The organism is Halomonas denitrificans (assembly GCA_019800895.1).
Lineage (GTDB): Bacteria > Pseudomonadota > Gammaproteobacteria > Xanthomonadales > Wenzhouxiangellaceae.
In genome coordinates, this window is sequence record JAHVKF010000002.1 from 30,079 (window position 1) to 54,255 (window position 24,177).

General features: G+C 65.8%; 14 protein-coding genes. 10 read left to right on the forward strand and 4 right to left on the reverse strand.

Annotated features, from left to right (window positions below):
* Positions 1–328 precede the first annotated feature (328 nt).
* The 7 genes from KUV67_04580 (at position 329) to KUV67_04610 (ending at position 9,326) form a co-directional block, all read left to right on the forward strand.
* On the forward strand, positions 329–1,537 hold the full coding sequence (locus tag KUV67_04580; GenBank protein ID MBY6204142.1) for a hypothetical protein: 1,209 nt from the start codon (positions 329–331) through the stop codon (positions 1,535–1,537).
* The gene (locus KUV67_04585) at positions 1,537–3,330 is read left to right on the forward strand and encodes a phospholipase D family protein (protein ID MBY6204143.1); all 1,794 of its coding nucleotides are present in this window, start codon (positions 1,537–1,539) and stop codon (positions 3,328–3,330) included. The genes KUV67_04580 and KUV67_04585 overlap by 1 nt, the downstream gene beginning before the upstream one ends.
* Complete coding sequence (locus KUV67_04590; protein ID MBY6204144.1) at positions 3,327–6,500, forward strand: helicase; 3,174 nt, start codon at positions 3,327–3,329, stop codon at positions 6,498–6,500. Before KUV67_04585 ends, KUV67_04590 begins: the two co-directional genes overlap by 4 nt.
* Entirely contained in the window at positions 6,493–6,960 is a 468-nt protein-coding gene (locus tag KUV67_04595) for a hypothetical protein (protein ID MBY6204145.1), read from the forward strand. The genes KUV67_04590 and KUV67_04595 overlap by 8 nt, the downstream gene beginning before the upstream one ends.
* Positions 6,961–6,979: 19 nt before the next feature.
* The gene (locus tag KUV67_04600) at positions 6,980–7,750 is read left to right on the forward strand and encodes a hypothetical protein (GenBank protein MBY6204146.1); all 771 of its coding nucleotides are present in this window, start codon (positions 6,980–6,982) and stop codon (positions 7,748–7,750) included.
* 94 nt (positions 7,751–7,844) lie between these two features.
* The gene (locus KUV67_04605; protein MBY6204147.1) at positions 7,845–8,633 is read left to right on the forward strand and encodes an NERD domain-containing protein; all 789 of its coding nucleotides are present in this window, start codon (positions 7,845–7,847) and stop codon (positions 8,631–8,633) included.
* Between the two features lie 69 nt (positions 8,634–8,702).
* Positions 8,703–9,326: a 3'-5' exonuclease gene (locus KUV67_04610; GenBank protein ID MBY6204148.1), complete on the forward strand. Its 624-nt coding sequence runs from the start codon at positions 8,703–8,705 to the stop codon at positions 9,324–9,326.
* A 460-nt stretch (positions 9,327–9,786) separates the two neighbouring features.
* Here the strand turns inward: KUV67_04610 and KUV67_04615 are convergent, their stop codons facing one another.
* The 4 genes from KUV67_04615 to KUV67_04630 all read right to left on the reverse strand — a co-directional run bounded on the left by KUV67_04615 (position 9,787) and on the right by KUV67_04630 (position 17,603).
* Complete coding sequence (locus tag KUV67_04615; protein ID MBY6204149.1) at positions 9,787–10,311, reverse strand: hypothetical protein; 525 nt, start codon at positions 10,309–10,311, stop codon at positions 9,787–9,789.
* Positions 10,312–11,161: 850 nt separating this feature from the next.
* Positions 11,162–15,313 carry a hypothetical protein gene (locus KUV67_04620; protein ID MBY6204150.1) on the reverse strand — a complete coding sequence of 1,384 codons (4,152 nt, stop codon included), beginning with the start codon at positions 15,311–15,313 and terminating at the stop codon, positions 11,162–11,164.
* Positions 15,310–16,428 carry a hypothetical protein gene (locus tag KUV67_04625; protein MBY6204151.1) on the reverse strand — a complete coding sequence of 373 codons (1,119 nt, stop codon included), beginning with the start codon at positions 16,426–16,428 and terminating at the stop codon, positions 15,310–15,312. The genes KUV67_04620 and KUV67_04625 overlap by 4 nt, the downstream gene beginning before the upstream one ends.
* Entirely contained in the window at positions 16,425–17,603 is a 1,179-nt protein-coding gene (locus KUV67_04630) for a hypothetical protein (protein ID MBY6204152.1), read from the reverse strand. Before KUV67_04630 ends, KUV67_04625 begins: the two co-directional genes overlap by 4 nt.
* 675 nt (positions 17,604–18,278) lie before the next feature.
* On the opposite strand from KUV67_04630, the gene KUV67_04635 reads away from it, so the two are divergent.
* The 3 genes from KUV67_04635 (at position 18,279) to KUV67_04645 (ending at position 23,966) form a co-directional block, all read left to right on the forward strand.
* The gene (locus KUV67_04635) at positions 18,279–19,748 is read left to right on the forward strand and encodes a hypothetical protein (GenBank protein MBY6204153.1); all 1,470 of its coding nucleotides are present in this window, start codon (positions 18,279–18,281) and stop codon (positions 19,746–19,748) included.
* A gap of 115 nt (positions 19,749–19,863) precedes the next feature.
* Positions 19,864–20,937 (forward strand): methylated-DNA--[protein]-cysteine S-methyltransferase, encoded by a 1,074-nt coding sequence (locus KUV67_04640; protein MBY6204154.1) that lies wholly within the window; start codon positions 19,864–19,866, stop codon positions 20,935–20,937.
* An 869-nt stretch (positions 20,938–21,806) separates the two neighbouring features.
* Entirely contained in the window at positions 21,807–23,966 is a 2,160-nt protein-coding gene (locus tag KUV67_04645) for a hypothetical protein (GenBank protein ID MBY6204155.1), read from the forward strand.
* Positions 23,967–24,177: the final 211 nt, after the last annotated feature.

Here is a 24,177-nt window from a genome sequence, read left to right on the forward strand (position 1 = left end):
TTTTTGAGAATACGCACAACGTTGTTTTGCTTGGATTTAATGCAAATACTGTTCCGGCACGCCCAAACTGGGGTCGCTACTGGACTGTATAGAATTTCCGGCGAATTGTCCAGGCCCAGTAGATCTTTGGCCTTCAGCCGAGCAAGCCTGCGAGGATGGCCAGAGACGACAAACGCCGTAGGAGTGTCGACTCGGAAAATACAGTGTCTGTGCAAGCAGATCCGCCTTAGGAATGAACGACCGGGCCATCAATCTTCATTCCGCGGCAGTGTCCCCGTCGGCCGCTTTAACCGCTAGGCTATCCCCAACTTCTCTGGCTCGTCTCGCATTGTCTAACGCAACGCTACAGTGGCTGGATCTAACTACCTCGGACCGCGACAAGATCCGACGCGTCCTCGACCTGTTCAACGAGCAGGGCACAGTAGACGAGCTCGGACTCGGCAGCCTGCGCGACACAATCTCCAACGCCCTGTTCCCCGGCACGTCGGTGCTGCATACCCGCCTGCGCTACGGACTGTTCATCCCGTGGATCTACCAGGAATTCGAAACCTGGAAATCTGGCTGGGACTGGGCGCACAGCGCGCGTGAGGCGGAAATCGCGCTGATTGGCGCTCTGGCCAACAGCGACGATACGGACGGGGTAATCGGCATCTCGGCCGGCGCGTCGCTGGCGCGGCTGGCGAGTAATGCGTATTGGGCCTTTCTTGTCCACCTTGGGCTGTTTGTGCCGGCACGGCCGCAGTCCTGGTACCACGCCAATCTGGATGCGTTGATCCGGCAGCGCTCGCACGCACCGAAGGCCGACGACCCCGGCGTGGTCTGGACACAGGAGCCGACGTGGCATCCGCGGCTGCCCGGGCCGCCGGACGATTTTCCGGACTCGGCGGATTTTGCGCTGACCTTCTACGAGGCCGATTTCCTGCAGGACCGCATCCTGGACCGGTGCAAGGGATCCTTGTTCGCCCACCTGGCCCAGGTGGGCTCGACGCAGCTGGCCGATGAGCTCTGGGAGGAGCCGGCTGCGCTGCAGGCGCCGGAGGCGGTTTCCGGCGTGGTCGAGCTCGCGCGGCGCTTTTCGCTACACGCCGAGGGCGCACCGCTGCTGTACAACCTGATGCTGGCCGAGGCGCGGCAAGCCCTGCAGCCCAGCGAGGGCGACGAAGAGCGGATCGAGACCTACCGGTCCGAGTTGGCCGAATGGGCCGAGCGCGAGGCCGAGGAGGTGCCGTTCAACACGGACGAACTCTGGGCGCTGCTGGCCAAGCACGGCGCGCGCCTGCGGGAGCCGCAGCGGCGGTTCATGGAAGGATGGGCCAATGCGGTCCGTGAGCACGGCGCGGCAGCGGTTGCGAATCGGGACGACCTGCGCCGACTGATCCGCCGTCGCGAGATCCAGCTCAAAGGCCCACGCGCCCGGCTGACCAACCAGGGGCGGCTGCTGGACTGGAGCGGCCGCACCGGCACCGGGCGGATGCGGTTTCGCTGGCCGAACGTTCGCCAGCTGCTGATCGACCTGCACACCGGACTGGCGGCCTGATGCTCTCTCCCGAAGCCCGGACGATTGCGACCGACATCCTGCGCCCGCCGGCCGGCTATGCGCTGGACCACGCGGCGATCACAACCTACTCGCTGGACCTGGACGTGATCCTGGCGCTGCCGCTGGCCGTGTTGGCGCAATCGGACCGCGGCATCGACGAGCTGCTCGAGGACCCGATGCTGATCCTGGAGTCGCTTCGCGAAGCCGGCAGCAGGCTGGACATCTTCGTTGATGCCGCGAGCATTGCCGTCCCCCACTCCAACCGCGCGCTGTACACGCTGCTGGAAGACTGCGTACACCCGGTCCGCGCGCCCAACGGCGGCGCCTTCCACCCGAAGCTGTGGGTGGTCCGGTTCACGCAGGACGAGGCTCCTGCCCTGCTCCGCGTGGCCGTACTGACGCGGAACCTGACCTACGACCGTTCCTGGGACGCCGCACTGGTCACCGAGGCGGAGCTGGCTGACGGGGGCACCCAGACGTCCTCGGCGGCGCTGAGCGACCTGCTGCGAACGCTGCCGGAGATTTGCCTGCAGTCGCTGGATGCCGAACGCGCTTTGGCAGTGATGAACCTGGCCGAAGACGTCGCGCGCGTCGCCTTCCCCGCGCCGGAGAAATTCAAGAACCCCGTCCAGTTCGAGGCGCTGGGGCTTCAGGACGGCGCAACCGCACCGTGGCAACCCGACCGCTACGGCGACGACGCGCTGGCGATCGCCCCGTTCGTCAACCGGACCGGACTGGACGCCCTGTCGGAGACGAGCAGCGGCCACCGAACGCTGATCAGCCGCCGAGAGGCGCTCGATGATCTCCCCGACGGCGCGCTCGTGCCATGGAACGAGGTGTTCGTGCTGTCCGAGGCCGCGCTGGACGAGGGCGAGGACGGCCAGACGCAGAGCTCGGACCTGCACGCGAAGCTGTTCGCGCTGGAGCACGGTCGGCGGGTCACCTGGTACCTGGGCTCGGCGAACTTCACGGCGGCCGCGTTTACGGGTCGGAATGTCGAGGTCATTGCTTCGATGACCGGTCCTCGCGACGAGCGCGCCCGGACGAAGGGCTTCGGCATCGCGCCTTTCAAGGAGGCAGGCTTTCTGAGGCTCTGCGAGCCCTACGAGCGCGTCGATGCGGTGCCCACGGACGAGACGGTCAAGAAGGCGCGCGAACGGCTGGAGCGCGCCCGCGCGGCGTTGGCAGCGGCCGAGCTCCAGGTGCGGTGCACAACCGACGGGGAACGTTGGTCGCTGACCCTGGCAGGCGAAGCGACGCTCCCTGAAGGCGTAGAAGTGCACGCGTGGCCGGTCTCGATGAAGGAGGACCAGGCCCAGGCGTTCTCAAGCGACCGCACCTGGTCGCTACCGATGAGCTGGCTGACCGCGTTCATGGCCTTCCGGCTGCGGGTGGATGCCGACTTGGACGACGTGCGCTTCGTGCTGAAACTACAGACGCGCGGCATGCCCGAGGGCCGGGTCGCGCAGGTGCTCCGCCACCTGATCGACACCCCGGAACGGTTCCTCCAGTTCCTGCGCGCCCTGCTCGGCGGACTCGAAGGGCTGGTCGGCTGGGCCGAAGCCGAAGGCGGCGATCGATGGGAGGGCAACTGGGCCGGCGGCCTGGATGCCGAGCCGCTGCTCGAGGACCTGGTTCGCGCGGCGGCCCGAGACCCCGCACGCCTCGAGCCGATCCGCCGCCTGATCCGCGACCTGCAGGACGCGCCTGACGGACAGAAGATCGTGCCCGACGACTTTCTGGCGATCTGGGACGTCGTGGATGGCGTGGTGAGTGGGGAGCAGAAGCCATGAAGCGCCCCGACGTCGAAGCCGTTCTTGCACCGCTGAAGCCGTTCCAGCGACGGACCGTCGATCATGCCTTCGAGCAGCTGTTCGAAGCGCCGGACGCGTCGGCACGCTTCCTGGTCGCCGATGAGGTCGGCCTGGGCAAGACCCTCGTCGCCCGGGGCGTCATCGCCAAGGCAATCGACCACTACTGGGACGACGTCGATCGGATCGATGTGATCTACATCTGCTCCAACCAGTCGATCGCGCATTCCAACCTGCCCAAGCTGCAGGTCTCGGAAGGCGACGAGAAGTCGTTTGCGCTGGCGACGCGGCTGACCATGCTGGCCACCGAGCTGGCGCGCGATTCGGGTGAGGCCACGCTGGTCGACAGCAAGGTCAACTTCGTCAGCTTCACGCCGGGCACCTCGTTCAACATGGGCCACTCCGGCGGAATGGCGAAGGAGCGGCGCGTGCTGTTTGCGCTGCTGGACGGGCTGGTCGAGCCTCGGCTGGGGCTGATGAACCTCCTCCAGGGAGCAGTCACCAACACGGATTGGTGGCGGGAACGGCTGGAGAATCGGCCGATGCCGCTCGACCCGGGCATCCGCGATCGCTTCCATGCCGGCTTTTTTGCAAACGAGACGCTGCGGGCCGAGATCGATGGAGTCATCGACCAGTGGTTCCAGCGGATGCGCAATCCCTATCCCTTGGAGGCCAGGAGGGCCCGGAACCGGATCCTGGGCCGCTTGCGCCGGATGCTCGCCGATATCTGCGTCCAGGCGCTGGAACCGGACCTGATCATTCTTGACGAGTTTCAGCGCTTCAAGGGGCTTCTCGAGAATCGAGAGGGCCACGGCGATCCGGCGGCCGAACTGGCCCAGGCGCTATTCAATGCGCCGACGCCGGAGGGTCACCGAACGCGGACGCTGCTGCTTTCCGCCACGCCGTACAAACTGTACACCGCCGACGCGGAAATCGAGCATGAAGACCACTACCAGGACTTCATCGACACCACCCGGTTCCTGTTCGGCGGCGACGAAGACCGAGTCCAGGGACTCCAGGGCGCGCTTCGGCGGTTCGGTAGCGAGCTCAAGCGCGCATCGCAGAACCTGGCCCACGACGTTCCCGCGGCCAAGCGGGATGTCGAGCGTCGCTTGACGACCGTAATGGCCCGCACCGAGCGCGTCATGGCCAGCGACGAGCGCGACGCGATGGTGCGCGAGGTCGGAGAGGCCCTGCGCCTGGAAGCCCCCGATGTTCAGCAGTACCTCGCCGCCGATGCGCTGTTCCGGGCGGTCGGTGAACGCGACCCGCTGGTGTTCTGGAAGTCTGCGCCGTACCTGCCGCACTTCATGCACGGCTACAAATTCAACGAGCGCCTGAAGGACACGCTGGCCCAGTTCCCCGAAAAGGTCGCCGGCGTTCTCGAGACGCATTCAGGATCGATGCTGAGCGCGGAGCAGCTGGACAACTGGGAGCAGATCGACCCCGGCAACGCGAAGCTGCGCGAGATCGTTCACCAGCAGCTGGACTCCGGGCTTTGGAAACTGCTCTGGATTCCGCCGACGGTGCCCTACTGGCCTCTCAACGGTGCCTACCAGGGCCAGGGCCGACGCACCAAGACGCTGATGTTCTCAGCCTGGAACGTCGTGCCCGACGTGGTCAGCGGGCTGCTCAGCTACGAGACCGAGCGTCGGATGCTCGGCGGGAGCATGAAGCAGTACAAGAACCTGTCCGACCAGCAAAGCCAGCTCCTCGACTTCGGCTCGGCCAACGAGAACCGGACCAGTCATCGCTTGTTGCTGCTGCTCACGCCCTGCCTGCGACTGGCGGATGCGACCCAACCACTTCTTGCGGACAACGGGGACGTCAGGGCCTGGGTTCGGGAACAGGTCGAGGAACTGCTTTCCGAACTGCCGAATCCGCAGGACGGCCCAGTGGACGACCGCTGGGAATCCGCGGTGCTTCGCATGCTGGATCCAGGCATCGACGAATTCCTCCAGGAGTGGCGAGACCAGGAGTACGACCCCGAAAACCCCACCCGCCCCGATGCGGCCAATTTTGCCGGCCACGTCGACGATCTGCTCAACCTCCAGCTCGACGAATTGGGCCGGCAGCCTGAAGGGCTCGTCGACCTGGTCACCGACCTCGCGCTCGGCGCACCGGGCATTCTTGCAGCACGCACGCTCGCGGCGGCCCAGCTCGATGGCCTGGAGCGCCGACGGCAAGCAGCTCAGCTGGCAAACGCCTTCTGGAAGCTGTTCAACCGGCCGGCCGTGATCAAGCTCCTGCGCCAGCTCGCGGAGCAGGACACCGACGAAGACGAACGCGCGGCGCCCTACTGGCGGCTAGTTGTCCGCTACTGCATCGATGGCAACCTGCAGGCCGTACTCGACGAGTACTGGCATCTCGTGTGGGAACAGCATGCCTGGTCGCAGCGGCAGGACCGCGCGGAAACCAGCCATCGCTGCGTTCGTCAGATGGCCGACACGATCGAGCCCAGGCCCTCTCGGGTGCATGCGAGCCTGTTCAAGGTCATTGGAAAGCGCGTCAAGGAATCGACGGTTCGATTGCGGGCGGTGCTCGCGCTTCGCTTCGGCCGCACCAGCTCCGAGGAAGGAGCGATCAGTCAGGATGCAGTTCGATCCTCGTTCAACAGCCCGTTCCGCCCATTCTTGCTGGCCAGCACCTCCGTCGGCCAGGAGGGGCTGGATTTCCACCCCTGGTGCCACCGGCTAATCCACTGGGACCTGCCCGGCAACCCGGTCGACATGGAGCAACGCGAAGGCCGAGTGCACCGCTACAAGGGTCACGCGGTTCGCCGGAATGTCGCCGCCATGCACATTGGCACCGCCCGCAGCCTGTGGTCCGAGGGCCGGAACTTGTGGGACGTGATCTTCGACACCGCCAACCGGGACGCACGCGACCGCGGACTGAGCGACCTGGTCCCGCACTGGCTGGCACCGGGCGAGTTCAAGGTCGAACGGCGCGTCCCGCTGCTGCCGTATACAAGAGAAGTCGAGGCGTTCAAACGCCTGAAGCGGCAGTTGGCCGCCTATCGCGTCGTATTCGGCCAGCCCCGGCAGGAGGAGCTGCTGAAATTGCTTGATCGGTCGGACATCGATGTCAGCGAGCTGAACGCGTGGTCGATCGACCTGTCTCCCTCCAGCCCAGGACGACTCACAGATGGATGACGTCAATTGGGACGAGGTCGTGCGCTACCTCGACGACCTCTACGACGCGTCCGAGGGTCTGGAGCAGATGTTTCTAGGGAGAAAGTTCACTCTGGATGGCCACCTCGTCGGGAGCGTCGGCGAGGTCGTCGCGGCATACATCTTTGATCTCGACCTGTTCACCGCCTCGACGCTCGGACACGATGCCAAGAGCCGTGATGGGCGTAATGTCGAGGTCAAGCTTACCCAGAGGACCAGCGTTGGGATTCGGCATAAGCCCGAACACTTGATTGCCTTGCATCGAGCCAAGGGCGGGCCAGTGAGAGTGGTTTACAACGGGCCGGGCGCTTTCGCCTGGGAGAATGCGGGGCGCATGCAGAGCAATGGGCAGCGCTCGATTTCGCTTAGCCAACTGGAGAGTTTGGATCGCGAAGTACCCCACGAACTTAGACTCCAGACGGTCCGGAAGCCTCCAATTTAGCCAAACCAGCAATCCTGAGATGCAGCAAACAGCGAAGAACTCAAAATTGCACGCCATATTCAAGAACGACGTCCTTCAGCCCGTTGCAGAAGGACATTCGAATCGTTCCGAGGAGCTTTGCGGATTCATGGCTCTGGAGGGATCGCGCTACAGAGCCGGGCGAAAGCTGATGGTCGTCGGCCGGGCGGTGAATAGCTGGGGCAAGGGATATACGCCTAAGCAACTGACCTCTTCAAATCGGCAAGACGAGCTCATCGAGCAGCTGTTCTACGATAATGGCAAGTGTCAGATGGCCTGGGTTAATGAAGAGGCAGGAACTGACGACCGTTACAACACGAATCGATCGGCGTTCTGGCAAGCAATCCGAGACATTTCTAAGAAACTTGGAGTCTGGCCAGAAGATGAAGAGGATCGCTGGGCCTCTCGACTGGTCTGGAGTAATCTCTACAAGATTGCGCTGTCCGCCGGAGGCAACCCTTCGAACAAACTGTGCAACCTACAGGAATCCGGATGCATCGGATTGTTGCGAGAGGAAGTCCGCGTCTACGAGCCTGACTTGGTCCTGTTTCTTACCGGGATGACCTGGGCTTGGCCATTCATGCAGGGGCTGGGCTGCCGGTTGCGGGCAATACCTGGTCTTGCGGAGGCTTTCGGAGAAATCCACCTTGGAAAATCGGCCTCTCCGGTCCCCTTCGTGGTGGCGCATCACCCGCAGGGCAAGACGAGGGAAACGTTGGTAGCTGACGTAACCAAGGCTCTTGGCGATCTCCAGCTCAGGAGCAGCACCTGAGATTCAAGTTACACAGCCCTGTATCGACCCAAGCCCCCCAGCACGCACTCAATTCCAGAGTACGATTAGTACCGGGCGTAGGCAGGTTTTTCCGATGAAACCAAAAAAGAAGTCGCCAATAACCGGCGCTCCGTTGCGTTCGGCTGGGCAGTCGATTGTTGAGCAACAGATCAAGGTTCTGGAAGGCGTCGTGTTCTGGCCAATGATGACTTGGGCCGCCCTTGTTCCAATCACAGCGCTCGAGTGGATGCGATTTCTACGACCAGCTCAACCGATACCGGTCCTCTTCAGTGTTCTTCTTGCAGCGGCGACCGCCTTTCTTGCCTTTCGAGTCATCAGGGCTCGAGACACCATGAAACGGCTGAAAATGGCACGGGACGGGGAGCGCGCGGTCGGCGAGTATCTGGAGAAACTGCGATCACAGGGCTACCAGGTCTTTCATGACCTTGTCGGCGATGGGTTCAATCTGGACCACGTGCTGATCGGTCCCGCTGGCGTGTTCTCGATCGAGACGAAGACCTATTCCAAGCCGGAGAAAGGCAAAGCGGAGCTGAGCTTTGATGGCGAGCGGATCAAAGTCGGGCACTGGGAACCGGACCGGAATCCTGTGATCCAGGCGCGGGCGCAGGTTGGGTGGTTGCGGGCGCTGTTGAAGGAGACGACGGGCCGGGAGTTTCCGGTGCATCCGGTCATCGTATTTCCGGGCTGGTTTGTGCGGTCCGAAGGTCGGCCGAAGCGGCCGATCTGGGTGTTGAACCCGAAGGCTCTGCCCTCCTATCTTGCGAACAAAGAGCCAGTGCTGACGAAGGAGCAGATTCAGATGGCGAGCTACCACCTATCTCGGTTCATTCGGGTGGAGGAAGAGCGGCGGCGATTGAAGTAGACCGTTCGCAAACCGACGATACTGGACTCACGACCCCTTGGGCCGGCAGGCCTCCCAGCCTGGACTGAAATGAAACCGCAGCACTACGCCGTCATCGACTTCGAGACCACCGGGCTTTCGCCGGCGCACGGGGCGCGGCCGACGGAGATTGCGGTGGTGTTGGTACGCGGGGGCGAGATCGTGGATCGGTTCCAGAGCCTGATGAATCCGGGGGTGCGGATTCCGTGGGATATCCAGCAGTTCACCGGGATCACCGATGCGATGGTGCGGCGGGCGCCGCCGGTGCGCGAGGTGATGGCTGAGGCGGTGCGGGTTGCGGATGGGCAGCCGATCGTGGCGCACAACGCGGCGTTTGACAGGAAGTTCTGGGAGTACGAGGCCAGGGATCTGCCCGGTGGGCGGGAGAGCCGGTTCCTTTGCTCGCTGCTGCTGGCGCGGCGGTTGTTTCCGGGGGTGGCGAATCACAAGCTGGCGACGTTGGTGTCGGCGCTGGGGTTGCCTTCGAGCGGGCGGTATCACCGGGCGTTGGCGGATGCGGAGTGCACGGCGCATCTGTTCATCCGGCTGCAGGAGGAGGTGGCGCGGGTGTTCGGGGTGGAGGGGTGTGATTGCGGGTTGTTGGAGCGGATGCAGCGGGCGAACAAGCGGCAGTTGGGGAAGTGTGTGGAGGGGTGGTTGGGGGATTGCAAGTAGGCAGGGGAAAGGGAAAGGAGTCAGGAAAAAATCTCCGGTGCGCTTTGCTTACCCGGGCTACGAGAAGCAAAGTCGCTGGATCCCGCATCGAGTGCGGGACGACGGAAAGGCGAAAGAGACTGGGTTCTGAGCCGAGCCCAGGGCGACAGACAACTGCAAAGACACTGGGTCCCGAACCGAGCGGCAGCGCCGCGAGCTCGCTGAGCTGCAAAGCAGCGATGCCATCGAGTCCGGGATGACAAACCCCTAAACGGCAACTTCAAAGTCGCTGGGTCCCGGGTCAAGCCCGGGATGACAGTTTCAAAGCAAGCTCAAAGTCGCTGGGCCCCGGGTCAAGCCCGGGGCGACGGCGCGGTTTATTCAGTGCTAGAGGGTGGGTTGAGGCGGTTCAGCCAGGTGAGCTGGGTGGCGGCGACGGGCGTCACCTGCGACAGGCAGAGCGGTGGGAGCCGCGAGTTCCTCAGCGGCGGACCCAGTCGGGGAGTTCGCGGGCGCCGGTGCGGTTGAGTTCGGCGACCAGCTCGCAGGCTTCGGGGTTGGGGCGCGCGCCGGTCAGCAGGTTCATGCCCGCGGGCATCACGCCGGCCTGGATGCGCCGGTCGGCCGCGTCGTCGACGAAGGCCAGCAGCCAGGTGTTTGTCGAGTTGTTCGGGTCCGGGAGGTAGGTGTAGGCGCGGCCGGGCAGGAGTTGCACGAGGTAGGTCTTCGGGTCCGGGGCCATGCCGAGATCGGGGTTGCCCTGGAGGGTGATCGCACGCCATCCGGGCGCCAGCTGGAAGGACTTCGGCGAGGTGAAGCCGGGCGATACGCAGTCGATGTGGGTGACGAAGATCTCCGGCAGCAGCCGGGGGAAGGACATGGTCAGCACCGCCAGTTCTTCTTCCGCGAGGTGCTCGGCTGCGTCCATGCGGTAGGTGGCGCAGGCGGTGAGGAAGGTGGCGAGCGCGAGCGCGGTGAGTAGCGGGCGGGCAGTGCGGGCGGTCACGTTCGGGGCCTCGGGCAGGGGCGGTTGTGGTTCAGTATACGGAGGGGGACGTCGCTGGCCCCGGGTGCCTGCGCTTTCCGGGGCTACGAAAAGCGGAGTCGCTGGACCCCGCATCAGGTGCGGGGCGAAGGTAAAAGGCGAAAGACACTGGGCTCTGAGTCAAGCTCAAGGCGACGGCAAAGACCAAGTCGCAGGACCCCGCATCAGGTGCGGGGCGACGGAGTGGGGGGCGGGGCGACGGAAGCAGGCTGCTGCTCGCTTCTGCTTTTCCTCGGCGTCTTGGCGCCTCTGCGAGAGAGCGCTTTTCGCCTTTCCGGTTGGAGGGCCCCGGCTCAGGGCGACGGCAACCACCAAGGCCCCGGGTGCGCTGCGCTTACCCGGGCTACGAAAAGCGGAGTCGCTGGACCCCGCATCAGGTGCGGGGCGACGGTAAAAGGCGAAAGACACTGGGCCCTGAGTCAAGCTCAGGGCGACGGCGACAACAAAGGCCCCGGGTGCGCTGCGCTTACCCGGGCTACGTGCTGGATGATCGGGTGTGTTCGCGCGGCGGAGCCGGCCGCCCATGGGTGAACCGGAATCGCTCGCGAGCGGACGCCGGAAGGCCTTCGATCCGAGATGGGAGGCCGATTTCCGCACCGGTCGTGCCGATCGGGGCGGATGACATCAGTAACGCAATGCGGAGGACTCGGGCTGAGGGGGCTTACGGGTGGCTGGAAAGAACCGCGCCGGCACGGGGCCGGCGCGACGTTACTCGGGCGTGGAGAGGGCCCAACCCCTCACTCGCGAGCAGCGTTGGGTCGCCCGGAGCGCAGGACGGATGGCCTGGCGGCTCCGGGCGTGATCATCGACCTCATTCGAAGCCATTGCTGAAGATGACGCCCAGCGGCACCTCCAGTTCGTCGGAGCGGACCACCCGCAGCAGGTTGAAGCTGATCGTCGCGTCGTCGACGGCCAGGCCGACGGTGCCGGAGCCGATCACGGGCGTGCCTGCTGGGCTGGCCGGCGAGCAGGTGACCGCGCCCGGCCCCGGCAGCGCGCACATCGGTGCGCCGTCGATACCGACGGTGATCAGGGTCTGGCCGAGGATCTCGACCACATCGATCACGACATCGTATTCGGGTCCGACCAGCACGTCACGGTCGAACTCGCGCAGCACGTAGTCGGTGCCACCGACCCGCTGGGTCAGGGTCCAGCTGTCGAAGAACTCGTCGACGGTCAGGGCCAGGTAGTCCTGCCCGCTGCGCCACCACAGGTAGATCGTGCCACGTCCCTTGCCGAAGGCGTCGAAGCGCACCGTGCTCTCGACGCGGCAGATCGAACAGCCGGCAAAGGCGCGAGCGGCGATCGCTTCAGCCGTGCTCATCGTGGAAGCGGTCAGCCAGGTGCCGGCCTCGGACCAGGCATCGACCTCGGTGTAGTCCCAGCCGGCCGGATCCGGCGGCACGCCGTCGTCGAAGTGGTCGAAGAACGGATCTTCCTGCGTCACCTGCAGGTCGGTGCCGCCGGCACGCACCGTGCCGAGTCGGAACCCCGGCGAACCCGGCATCGGCTGCAGGTTGGGTTCGACGTCGATCTGGAAGCTGCCTGCGCCGTCCAGTTCGATCTCGCCGGCCGCGTTCGCGCCGACCAGGCTCAGCCAGGCCCGGCTGTCCTGGGCGATCGACACGGTCCAGCCGAAACTCTCGCATGCGCTCTGGTCGTTGAAATCGGCCTCGATGGTCCGCCGCCCGCCGATCGGGAAGAAGTCGGCGAACGCGGGCACGAGGTTCGGTCGGCAGTCACCACCTTCCTGCACCACTTCGAACCAATCAGGCACTGTTGCGCCGTTGAGCAGCTGCACGACCAGGTCGCGCTGCTGCGCCTGGCTGCCCCCTGGGGGAGGCAGGTTCTCCAGCGCGACGTAGCGAATCGCTCCGCCGGTGGATTGCACGGCCGGGTCACCGGCGTACGCGGCGCAGGCCGCCTGGGCGGCAGAAACCAGGTCCGGATCGGCGGAGGGGTCGGCGAAATCGACGCCGTCCAGGGTCAACCAGGGGGCCTGTCCCGGCCCGAGGTCGAGCCGCGTCTCCCACGGGCAGACGCCGAAGCCTTCCGGGTTGCGGATGCAGAAGAAGCCGGTGCGATCCGCGTCGGGGCCGCTGGCCGCCAGCACCGCGGGGCGCCCATCCGGATCCGCCGGATCGGGCAGCAGCAGCTCGGGCGGTGTCGCGCACAGGTCGTTGTCGATCACGTTGACAATGAACCGACGATCCTCCAGTTCCTCCGGAAGTCGCAGCTCCTGCGGCCCCGAAAGCACCACGAAGAACTGTTCGTCGAGCTCGCGGAGACCGTCGTCGACCAGGTCGATCGAGAGCAGGACCTCGGTCACGCCGGGAAGGAAGCCCAGCTCACCGTTGGTGGCAATGAAGTCGCCGCCGGGGGTCGAAGCCGCGCTGCCGTCCTCGGTCTGGAAGCGAACGCTGCCCTCGACGGCCTGCGCGCGATCGTTTTCCAGGTTCACGACGAGGTCCACCCGCGCCGGGCCGGGATCGGTCGAGCAGCGAGATGTGCCCGGCGGCGGATCGACCAACGGGAGTTCACCGTTTTCGCAGATCTCGACGACCGGGGTGCGGATCTCGACCAAGGACGGAAGGTCGTTCTCCAGGATCACGCCGATGCCGGTCCGTCGACGGACGATGGCCGAGGTCTCGCCGAACAGCTCGACCGTGAACGTTTCGTTGCCCTCGTAGAGATCGTCGTCGGTGATCGGCACGGAAAAGGAGCGGGTCAGCACCTGGTTCTGGCAGGGGTTGCCGAAGTTCAGCAGAAGCTCGGTGCGCGCATAGTCGCCGTCGATCGACCGAGCGGAGCCATCGAAGGTCAGCCCCTCGACGCTCGGCCCGAGGATGCAGTCGCTGCCCGGATAGACCTTATCGGCGGTCACCGTGAAGCTGGCGGTGGCGCGACCGGCCGGCCCCTCCAGAATGGCCACATCGTTGATCCGGAACTCCACCGGGCCGGTCAGGTTCTGGGTCACCAGGCTTTCGGGTCGAGTGCCCTGTGTCGTGACCACGTTATCGGCCATCCAGGCCGCCAGGATCTCGCCCTCGCGCAGCAGACCGATGGCTGCCGACTCGGCGCGCACTCCCTGGCCCTCGGCGCTGATGCGAGTCGGGTTCAGGGCAGTGGATTCGGGCGACTGGTAGTCGCGCGGAAGCCAGCGGAGATGGACGGTCGGCGCAGTGGCGCCGCGGACCGGGGCAGACGGCGCGTTCGCGGCCGGCAAGGGCATCGTGTCCTCCGGCATCGACAGCCCGCGTGCGGCCAGCTGTTCTTCACAGGTCTCGCAGCTTCCCGCTGTCGAACATTCCTGCTCGAGGGTCAACCGAAGCGGCTGTTCCTGTCCCTGGGATTCGACGAACACGCAGCGGTTGAGCGTGGTCTCGGTCGTCCGGTCGACATCGACCGTGATCGAGTTCGCGCTGAAGACGGTCGGCCATTCGCGCGGCTGGTCCGCCCGGAACGAAACCCAGTCTGTGGTGCCGGTGGCCGGATGGGGACGCAGCCGCAGGCCTCGCCAGCACATCCTGGGGACGTCCTCGGCGGTCGCGATTTCAACGTCGCAGCTCGATGCAGTAAGCGGCAGCGTTCCACAGGAGGCTCGGATCTGCCATTCGAATTGTGCGTTGATCGTCGGGCATTCGCTCGGCTCCTGGGCCCACGCGATCGCGAAGTCCCCGTCGATGTCGTCGTCCGACACCGTGGGTGCTCGCTTCGGCAGCATCCGGGTCGGGTCGCTTGCAGCGTCGAGGCTGATGACCTGCCCTGCATCGAGCGCGTTGCCGTTGGAATCGAAACGCGACATCAGGATGTCGGAGCGGGCATCGGTGTCGTTCTGGGCGTCGCGGTAGCGGTGGCGAGACCAGACCACCCGGAACACGCCGTTGGCCTCCGCTCCGACGTCCGGCGCATGCAGGCTTTCCTGCGTGGAGATCGGCGCCGGTGCCACGACGATCCGCGGCCCGACCAGGTCGCCGTCGAGGTTCAGGAGCTGCGCCTCGATGGCGCCTCGATGCGTTCGCCAGGTGACCAGCGACGTGTCGCCGTTGAACCCGGAGGCGATGCGCGGCTCGACCCGGTAGGCGCCGTTGCCGGCCACTCGCGTGGCGATGGGCGACGCGATCAGGTAGGCCGCAGCCTCCGGCGAGCCCGGCTGGCCGTCCGGGCAGGCCGATTGCTGCGGATCGGCGAAGGTCTCGAGCAGGCCCCGGACGACGTAGATGCCCCACTGCGGCTCGGCGCGGTGATCGGGAAACACGATCCGTACGCGTCCGGACGCGTCGGCGACCGCATCGAGCCGGATGCCGGCGTCGTCGTGCAGGCTGAACAGGCCAGCATCCTCGTTGAGCTCGGGAATCAGCGCGGTGTCGAACAGGACCCCCTCGTCGTCGAACGGGTCGGCGTTGGCGGTCGAGGGGTCGGGCAGCGGCAGTCCGTCGACCTGGCACAGCGCGGCCGACGGCGGCGTCTTGCGGAAGGTCCGCGAGATGATGCGTTGGCGACTAATTTCGTTGTCCGACTCGTCTTGCGTCAAACCGCCGGGCGTCGTGATGCTCCAGATCACCGAAAAGTAGTCGCTCTCGTCGGCCACGATCGTCGGGGTGCTGGGCGAATGCGTGAACTGGGACGAGTAACTCGCGACGACCTGCGGGGGCACGACGAGGTTGCGATCGCCATCGATGATCGCGACCAGGACGTTCGTGAAGCCTAAAAAGGGGTTCTGCGGGTCGGACCCGATGCGCTCCTCGAGCCACGCCACGGCGAAGGTTCGCGTCGAAGGTGTCGGCCCGGGCACCTTAAGGTCGGCGATGGCCGGCCGATTCCGTTGGACCGGCGACTGCGTCTCGCCGGCGAACAACAGGGTCGGGTGGGTCTGATTGTCGCCGACGCGCGGAAGCACCTCGGAATAGACCGATGCGGAAGCCGACAGGCAAAGGGTGAGTAAGAGAAGGCGTAGGTTCATTGGACCAACTCCAGGTAGGCCATGCGGTAGTCGGCGAAGGCAGAAGCGAAATCCCCGTTGTTCAGAAACTGGTCACCGCTGCGTAGGAAGTCGAGAGCCTGGCCAACGTCGAGGGCGGCCTGCTGACTGGCGACGATCGCATCGGCAACCACCTCACGGACCTCCTCGAGCGCGCCGCCGAACGCGAGAGGAAGTTGGTACTGGAGCGGCACGCCTCCGGTCGGCGACGAAAGCGCGGCTTCGATGTCCAGCGTCCGGGTTTCGTGCTGAAAGTCGATCCGCAGCTGTGCATCCGCGCCAAGACGATCGTCCAGCCCATCGATCTGACCGAGCGTGGCTGCAACCCGTTCTTCGATGAGTTCACGTGTCTCGACCAGACTTTCCTGGCGCACGACGTTCTCGTTGATCGTTCGTAGCGTCGGTGTAATGCTCTGGGTCAGGGACGACTCGATGTCCAGCAAGGTGCCGGAGCCGACCCGTGATGCGCGGCATGCTCCGTTCACGTTCTGGCAGTAGTCCCGCATCTCGCTCTCGTGCAAATTCTCACAAGCCTCGATGTCGGACTGAAGCTGGTATTCCAGAGAAGGCATGATCAAGCCCGTACCGAGGGTCGACAGACACGAGCGGCATGCACCAGGCCAGCACGACAGCGAATCGCAGAGGCCCTGCAGGACAATGTCGACGGTGCGTACGACCGAAAGCGTGACGCGAAACCCGGTGAAACCGCTGAGATCCCCGCAGCTCGCACCGCCTTTCGAGTTCTTGCCCGGAGGGTCGGCGCTCCGGAACCAGGAGGCGGCCTCCGGTTGTGCTAGGCGCTGATTGGTCTCGCGAAGCAGCGGCTCGAGTGTGGGGAAATTGCCCAGGATGCGGCAGGCGCTGTCCCGGGCCACGGGATCGCCATCGGCCACCCTGGCGCGGAGTCGAGCCGTCTCGACGCTGACCTGCGGCGAGTACCGACCGGTGAGCGCGTCGACCTGCTCGAGCAGGAGAGCCATTTCAGACAGGATTCCGTCGAGGCGCTGCTCCGAGAAGCCCGCGCAGGACGAGGCACGTACCGATGCCGAAGCGAGCGCCACAGCACCGGCCAGAACCAGAAAAGCAAGATGTTTCATCCAGATTCTCCTCGAATCGTCTGACCCAGTGCCGTGTAGGCTGCTCGGTAGTGCGCGAGCGCCTCGCGATACAACCGAGCGTTGAATGCCGCGTCGCCAAGCCGGAAAGCCGACAAGGCGGACGCGATGGGACGCCCGGCCGCAGCCGCATCCCGGATCCGGGATGCAACCAGTTCGCGGACATCGTCAAGCCGACCGTCATGCTCAGCCGGTCGCTGCATGCGGCTGTAGCTCACCCCGCTGGCCAGGGCGGACTCGAGCCTGGCGTTGAGGGCAGCAGCTTCGAACGCTCGCTGTTGCTGCGCTCCCAACTGGATCGAAGCCTCCAGAGACTCGAGTCCCGGACCGATCGCAGAGGCCTGGTTCCGATTGCCATTCGCTCCTTCGGTGCCAAAGAAGCTGTCGAGAAGAATCTGCTGGTTGACGACCCAGAATTCCTGGCGCCCGCCCTCGTTCTGGGTCTCTTGGGCATCCTGGGCGATCTGCTCGGTGGACGTGTTGGCGCGCTGAATCGCCGTGATTCCTGCGAGGCGCATGTTGAACATTTCAGCCGTATGCTGCGCCAGAGAGCACCTGTCGCCGATATCGAGCACCGTGCTCATGATCTCGCTGGCCAGGTAGATCGCGCCGGTGCCACTGCAGAGCACAGCGCAGGCCGGCGTCTCGTTCAGCAGCGGACAGGATGATGAATCGCAGAACGCCTGCGTTACCTCGGCGATCGTGTCGATGGAGGTCCGGGCGATCAGCAGGTCCTGGAATGTCGAGTCGGAAATGCAGTCGGAGGAACCCCGCCCCCCCGCTCCGCCATCGCTCAGGCGCTCGAACACCAGCAGCTCGGACTCCACCTGCTCGAGCCCGTTGCAGACTGCCATTGCGTCGACTCCGCTTCGCGACCTCAATTCCTCAGACACATCGACGACCAGCCCGACAAGCTCCAGCGGGAGAATTTCGATACCGGTCACTGCCTCCTCGAAGAGATCGCCGAACCGCTGCGCTCGTGCCGAGGCATAGCGGGGGTCGAGACAAGGACCGGACGCAAACGCGGCATCGAATTCGGAGTCCAGCTCGGTGTCGAGCCGCGATCCGGAGTGTTCACCAGACGGTTCTTTCGCGAGCGTCGAGGTCGTACTTGCGACCAGCAGCAGCGCTGCGAGGAATGAGACGGTTCGGATCATGAGGGCTCCATGAGCAGGTCTTGCTGAATCAACTGCACCTAGCTTGGGCACGCTTGCCGATCGTGTCCTGTGCAAATCATGAACCGATGAAAGAGTAGTGCTTTCAGGGACATAAACACCCCCTAAACGAGCGGCCGGGGTCGCGGGTGGAGGGGTCTCCGCTCGAGCTTCGGGTCGGGGCGACCGCGACTTCGCTTGCGGGGCCAGCTCCCATGGCATGAATTCGCTCGCGCGCTCGCTCCCACGGGCCGCCCGGCGTCCGGCACTGGGTGGGTGGCCCGGAGACGGTGCTCGAAGGAATGATCCCGGGTGCACGCGGTGCGCTTACCCGGGCTGCGGAAGGCCCGCTTCAAAGTCGCTGGGCCCCGCATCACTGAAGTGAGGTCAGCACAGGCTACGTGCGGGGCGACAGAGCGGGTTCGCATGTCCGCCTGCAGACAGCTGCGACAGGAAAGCCATGGATCGCGGCCTCGGGTCTGTTGGAGGGCGCTTGCGCGCGAAAGCCTTTACGAACCGATTCTTCGCCCGCAAGCGGCCTCCAACAGGAATTCTTCCGTCAGTGCGCAGCGTGTCCGGTTCGAGGATGCGTTGGCCGGGTTTTCGAGGATTCGGCGTAGTCAGGGAGGAGAGGACCGGTGCGGTGTGTAGCCGCGGCCGGGTCGGCGGAGGATTGCGATGGTGGTGTTCAGGGCGGGTTCGATTGTGGTTCTGGTGGCGGCGATGGTGGTCGCCGGGGCGGCGCAGGCGGCGTGGCCGCCTTCGCGCTGCGACCACGTGCGGGTGCTCACGGCGAACGATTCGGACGAGATCGTCGCGTACGACGGGGCGACGCTCGAGGACGCGGACGACGAGCAGCTCGATGCGCTGGGCAACGCGCTGGAGCTGATGCCCGAGGTGCTGTGTAAGGCGGTGCGGCGGGTGGCGTTCATCGAGCGGCCGCCGGAAGACGACGACGACACGGTGGTCGATGCCTGGACCAACCGCAACGAGCACCAGGACCTGGTCTACCTCAACACCTGGAGCTACCTGCCGTGGAACCGTACCGTCGTCAACCAGTCGCGGGGGCAGCGCGGCAGGGCGATCCAGCGCTTCATCCACGAATCCACCCACGCTGCGATCCGGTTGCTGCAGTCGCAGCAGAAGGCCGAGCCCTATCGCTTCCGTCAGGAGCGCGCGAATCCGGCGTTGTGGCCGGCGGACGTCCGGCAGCTGGCCGACGAGGTCGTCGCCCGCAATCGGCTCGATACGGGGGTGATCCGCGAGTGGCAGCGCATCCACGAGGCTTTCGTCGCGGTCGGCATGGCCGAACCCTACCTGGACGACGACTGGACCTCGAACGAAGGCGCCAACGCCGCGTACCTCGCCGGCGCCGGCTGGATGTCGGCCTACGGCGGCGAGCAGGCCATCGAGGACATTGCCGAGATGACCAGCTGGGCGATCATCCGCGACGCCCCCGACAATCCGGAAGACCATGCCTGCCAAGTGATGAACGAACGGAGCGGCGCATCGATCCGGTCGGCCGACGCGGCCGTGTTCACCAAGCTCGGCTTCGTGCGCACGCTCGGCTTCATCGACGAGTCGCACTACCGCGACTGCGTCGGCGCGCTGACGATCGACGCGCCGGACGACGGCTTCCACTCCTTCGTCGGCGGCGAGGCCAGCCGCCGCTACACCGAGAACCCGCGAGCGGGCGTCGGGCGCGGAGAGGGTGACGACGAACAGTGGCTGATCGCCAACATCACCGCCGACGGGACCGCCGAGACCAGCGCGGGCGAGTTCGCGGCCACGATCCGCCTGCAGTTGAACGTCACGCCGCTGGTCGACGCGATCACCGACCCGGGCAAGCGCGCCGATCGCCTGGCGATCCCGCTGGAGGACGTGAGCTACCCGCGCGGCGTGTACCTCGTGGGCTTCCGGCACGGGCCGATCAACCGGCTGCAGATCACCAATCGCGCCGACGACAAGCTGATCATGGACGTCGGCCAGGGCATCGCGCTGGTCGGCCTGGCCAGCACCGACGGCATCGTGGGTTCGGTGGCGGTCCAGCGGATCTTCAACTTCTCCGGCGGCCTGCTGTCGTCGATCGCCGGCGACGAACCGGTCGCCGAGCCGACCCGGATCACCTTCCGCTACGATCCGCGCTAGGCGCTCCGGCGGCTCGGGAAATACCCGGTCAGTTTTCGGTTGCCGAGGTTCGCTCGGCGGCCCAGGCTGCATCATCGACTCCGGAGATCCAACGATGGCTGCTACGCTCGAATCCATGACCGCACCGCCCCGCCCCGCTCGCCCGGATGCGTCGCGCGACGACGAGTTCTACGATGCGCTGCTGCGCCGCGATCCGGCGTACCTCGGCAGTTTCGTGGTCGGGGTGAAGACGACCGGCATCTGCTGCATCTCGACCTGTCGTGCGCGCAAGCCCAAGCGCGAGAACGTGGCCTTCTATCCGGGGCTGAAGGACGCACTGGCCGCCGGCTACCGGCCGTGCAAGGTGTGCCGTCCGGCCGAGCCGGCGAGCGAACTGATCGAGGACGCGCGGATCGCGCTGGACGCGGTGCGCGCCGAGCCCAAGCGGCGCCTGACCGACGCCGACCTGCGCGCGCTGGGTGTGCGGCCGCAGGCCTTGCGAGCCTGGTTCAAGGCCCACTACGGCATGACCTTCCAGGCCTACCACCGGATGCTGCGCATCAACCTGGCCGCGCAGGAGCTGCAGTCCGGCAAGCCGGCGACCGAGACCGCGCTGGACAGCGGCTACGACTCGCTCAGCGGCTTCGGCTACGCGTACCTGAAGCTGCGCGGCGCGGCCCCCACGCGCGACGATGCGTCCTCGCCGATCGTGATGGAGCGCTTCGACACGCCGCTGGGGCCGATGTTCGCCGCGGCCACCGAGCGCGGGCTGTGCCTGCTGGAGTTCACGGACCGGCGGATGCTCGAAACCGAGCTGCGCGACCTGCAGAAGCGGTTGAAGACGACGATCGCCTACGGCAGCAACCGGCATACGGAGCAGGCGCAGCGCGAGCTCGGCGACTACTTCCGCGGCGAGCGGACCGCCTTCACGCTCGCGCTGGACGCGCCGGGCACCGAGTTCCAGCGCCGCGTATGGGACGCGCTGCAGACCATCCCCTACGGCTGCACGGCCAGCTATGCCGAGCAGGCGCAGCGCATCGGCAAGCCGAGTGCCGTGCGCGCGGTGGCGCGGGCCAACGGCATGAACCGGATCGCCATCGTCATCCCCTGCCACCGCGTGATCGGCAAGGACGGCGCCCTGACCGGCTACGGCGGCGGGCTGGAGCGCAAGCGCTGGTTGCTGCAGCACGAGGGCGCGATCACCGGGTAGCCGGGGTTCGAGGGGCACGGCGGAAGTCGCGGGCCCCGCATCGGGTGCGGGGCGACGGGAGGAGGGCCGGGCGAGCGGTTAGTGCGGTCGGGTTCATTTCCAGGTTCGGAGACATCCCGGGTGCGCTTCGCTTACCCGGGCTACGAACTTCAAAGTCGCTGGGCCCCGGCTCCGGGGCCGGGGCGACGGAGAAGCGTTGAAGACACGGGGCCCTGAGCAGGCTCAGGGGGACGGAAACAAGGGAAGACCCCGGGTGCGCTTCGCTTACCCGGACTAAGGTGCTGGGCGGCACCCTCTTCCCTTGTCGTCCCGCACTCGATGCGGGACCCGGTGACTTTGAAGTTGCTTGGGCCGGATCGAGTTTCGACGGCGGAAGTACAGGAAGACACTGGGCCCTGAGTCAAGCTCAGGGCGACGGCAACAACAAAGACCCCGGGTGCGCTTCGCTTACCTGGGCTACGGTGCTGGGCGGCACCCTCTTCCCTTGTCGTCCCGCACGTAGCCTGTGCTGAACTCGATTCAGTAATGCGGGACCCGGTGACTTTGAAGTTGCCTGGGCCGGATCGAGATTCGACGACGGAAGTACAGGAAGACACTGGGCCCTGAGTCCAGCTCAGGGCGACGGCAACCACAAAGGCCCCGGGTGCGCTGCGCTTGCCCGAGCTACGAACTTCAAAGGCGCTGGCCCCCGCATCCGGGGCGGGATGACGATGCGGGGCGAAGAACGCTGCGACGCGCACCATGTTCGAACCGCACTCCGCCCCCGCAAGTCGCGCCGCCCGGCAGTCCGGCGGGCGTTTGACCGCTCCGGAGCCGCCCGGTACACTCGAGCCGGAAAACGTGATATCCGTCACAAAAGGGGGCTCGCGATGCGATTCCTTGTCGGCTTTTCCCTTGGGGCCGCCGCTCTGTTCGGCGGGTCCGCTGCCGCGCAGCCTACTCCGGAACAGCTCGAGGAGGTGATCCGCTGGCAGGACCGCCGGGCGGCCCTCCCCACGCTCGATGCGCCGCCGGTCGACGGCCGGTCCGGTGGCATCGTGCCCCTGTTCGACAATCCCGAGCGCCTGCATCGCAAGGATCTGCAGAGCGGCGAAGTGGACGTCGTCCCGGGGTCGCGTCCGCCCCGGCTGCGCCGCCTGATCGCGCCTTCGGTGCCGGGGAGCATCGAACGCCGGACCATGGCGTCGGAGCCCGCCGTCCCGCTCGTCGAGACCGCGCCCGCTCCGTTCCTTTTCCCGTACACGTTTCCGTGGACGTCGCACGTCAAGCTGGTGATGGAGTTTCCCGGCGGCGCACGCTACGTGTGCAGCGCCGCCACCGTGGGGAGCTTCCACCTCATCACGGCCGGGCACTGCATCTACAACCACGGCGAGGGAGGCTGGGCCGACCAGGTCTACGCCTACGCTGCGGCGACGGACGTGCTGGACCCGACGTTCGAGTTCGACTACCCCTACGGAGAGGCCCGGACGCTGACCATGACCACCTACAACGGGTGGATCAACAACCAGGATCTCGATCACGACTTCGCGATCCTCGAAGTGGACTGGCGACTCGGCTCCAGGACCGGCTGGATGGGGCGGGAAACCAACGTCCAGGCCGCGTCCCTGAACTACAACGGCTATCCCACCGAAGCGGCGTACGTTCCGTTCCAGGATCGCTTCTTCCAGCACCCCGGGTTCAAGACCGTGTCCGGCTATTCCACCTACCGGATCGGGATGAACGCCTTCGTCTACGGCGGCCACAGCGGCGGGCCGGTGTGGCGTTACGACGGCACGGACCACTACACCCAGGGCGTCAACTCGACCAGCGACCGCGTCGGGTCCGCGACGGCGACCCGGATCACCAACACCAAGTTCACCGACATCGACTCGATCATCGCCGACGACGAAGCGACCTCCCCGCCGGACGATCGCGCGGAGCTCGTGGAATACAGTTTTTCCAGCGGGCTGAAGGGCGTCGTCCAAGACGAGGTCCGCCCCGGCGGGGTGCTCGACGTGACCTGGAACACCTTCAACGTCGGCTTCCTGCCGAGCGGCGAAATCGACGTGTTCTTCTACCTGAGCCCGACGCAGGACTGGGGCGCGTCGTCGATCTTCATCGACCAGACCTCGCTGCCCGGCGGGCTGGGCCCGAACGTGTACACCTGGCGAACAAACCAGGTGTCGGTCCCGCCGACCGTACCGACGGGCTTCTATTACCTGCACTGGTACTTCCTCGCCGATTCGCCGGAATACAACTACGGCAACAACGTCGGTCTTGCGTCCACCGACCTGGTGCTGGTCGACCCGAACGTCTGTCTGGCCGATTTCTGGGAGGCAAACGAGCCGACCGTCGCGCCCTTCCTCAACGGCACGGCACCGCTGCAGCGCAGCCTGTGCCCGGGCTTCGACACGGACTGGTTCGAGATCGGGCTGACCGAACCGCTCAGCGGAATCTCCCTATCCACCGGCGGCGACGCCGGCGGCGATACGGAGTTCGACCTGCTCGACTCCTCCTTCGGCTTCGTGGCCGCCTCGACCGATATCGCGGGGAACTACGCCGGCCTGACCATCGATTGCCAGTCGCCGCTGGCTCCGGATCAGCGAATCGTTCGAGTGCGTTCGGGAAATGCCCAACGCATCGACAGCTACTGGCTCGACGCCGAGATCCAGCCCTGCCACCACGCCAGCGACGTTGCACTCGTACCGGGCATCGACCACCCGGGCTCCGTCACCGGGAACGGTCCCTACGATGACTGGATGTTCTTCTACATCGAAACCGGCACCATGCCGGTCGACGTCACGGTCACGCTGCACGGGCTCGGCGCCGACGCGGATCTCTATCTCCGCGCGGGCAGCAAGCCGACCGCAAGAACGTGGGCCTGCAGGCCGTTCATCGGCGGATCCACCAGCGAGACCTGCGAGATCTCGACCACGTCGCCCGAGCGCATCGATATCGGCGTCGTCAATTGGGACGCGGGGACGACCGATTTCCTCGTGACCGCGACGATGACCGAGACCCCCTTGTTCGAGGACGACTTCGAGTCCTGAGGCGGCCGAGGCGCACAGCCATCCGCTCGCGAGCTCGCTCCCACAGGCGCGGTGGTCGAGGGCGACGGATGCTTCTGCTTCGCCCGCAAGCGGCCTCCTACAGGGCGCTTCGATCGGCGGATGCGGCGCGGCCGTTCGCTCGCAAGCTCACTCCCACAGGCTGCCTGTTGTCTTGGCCGTTCGCTCGCGAGCTCGCTCCTATAGGCACCCT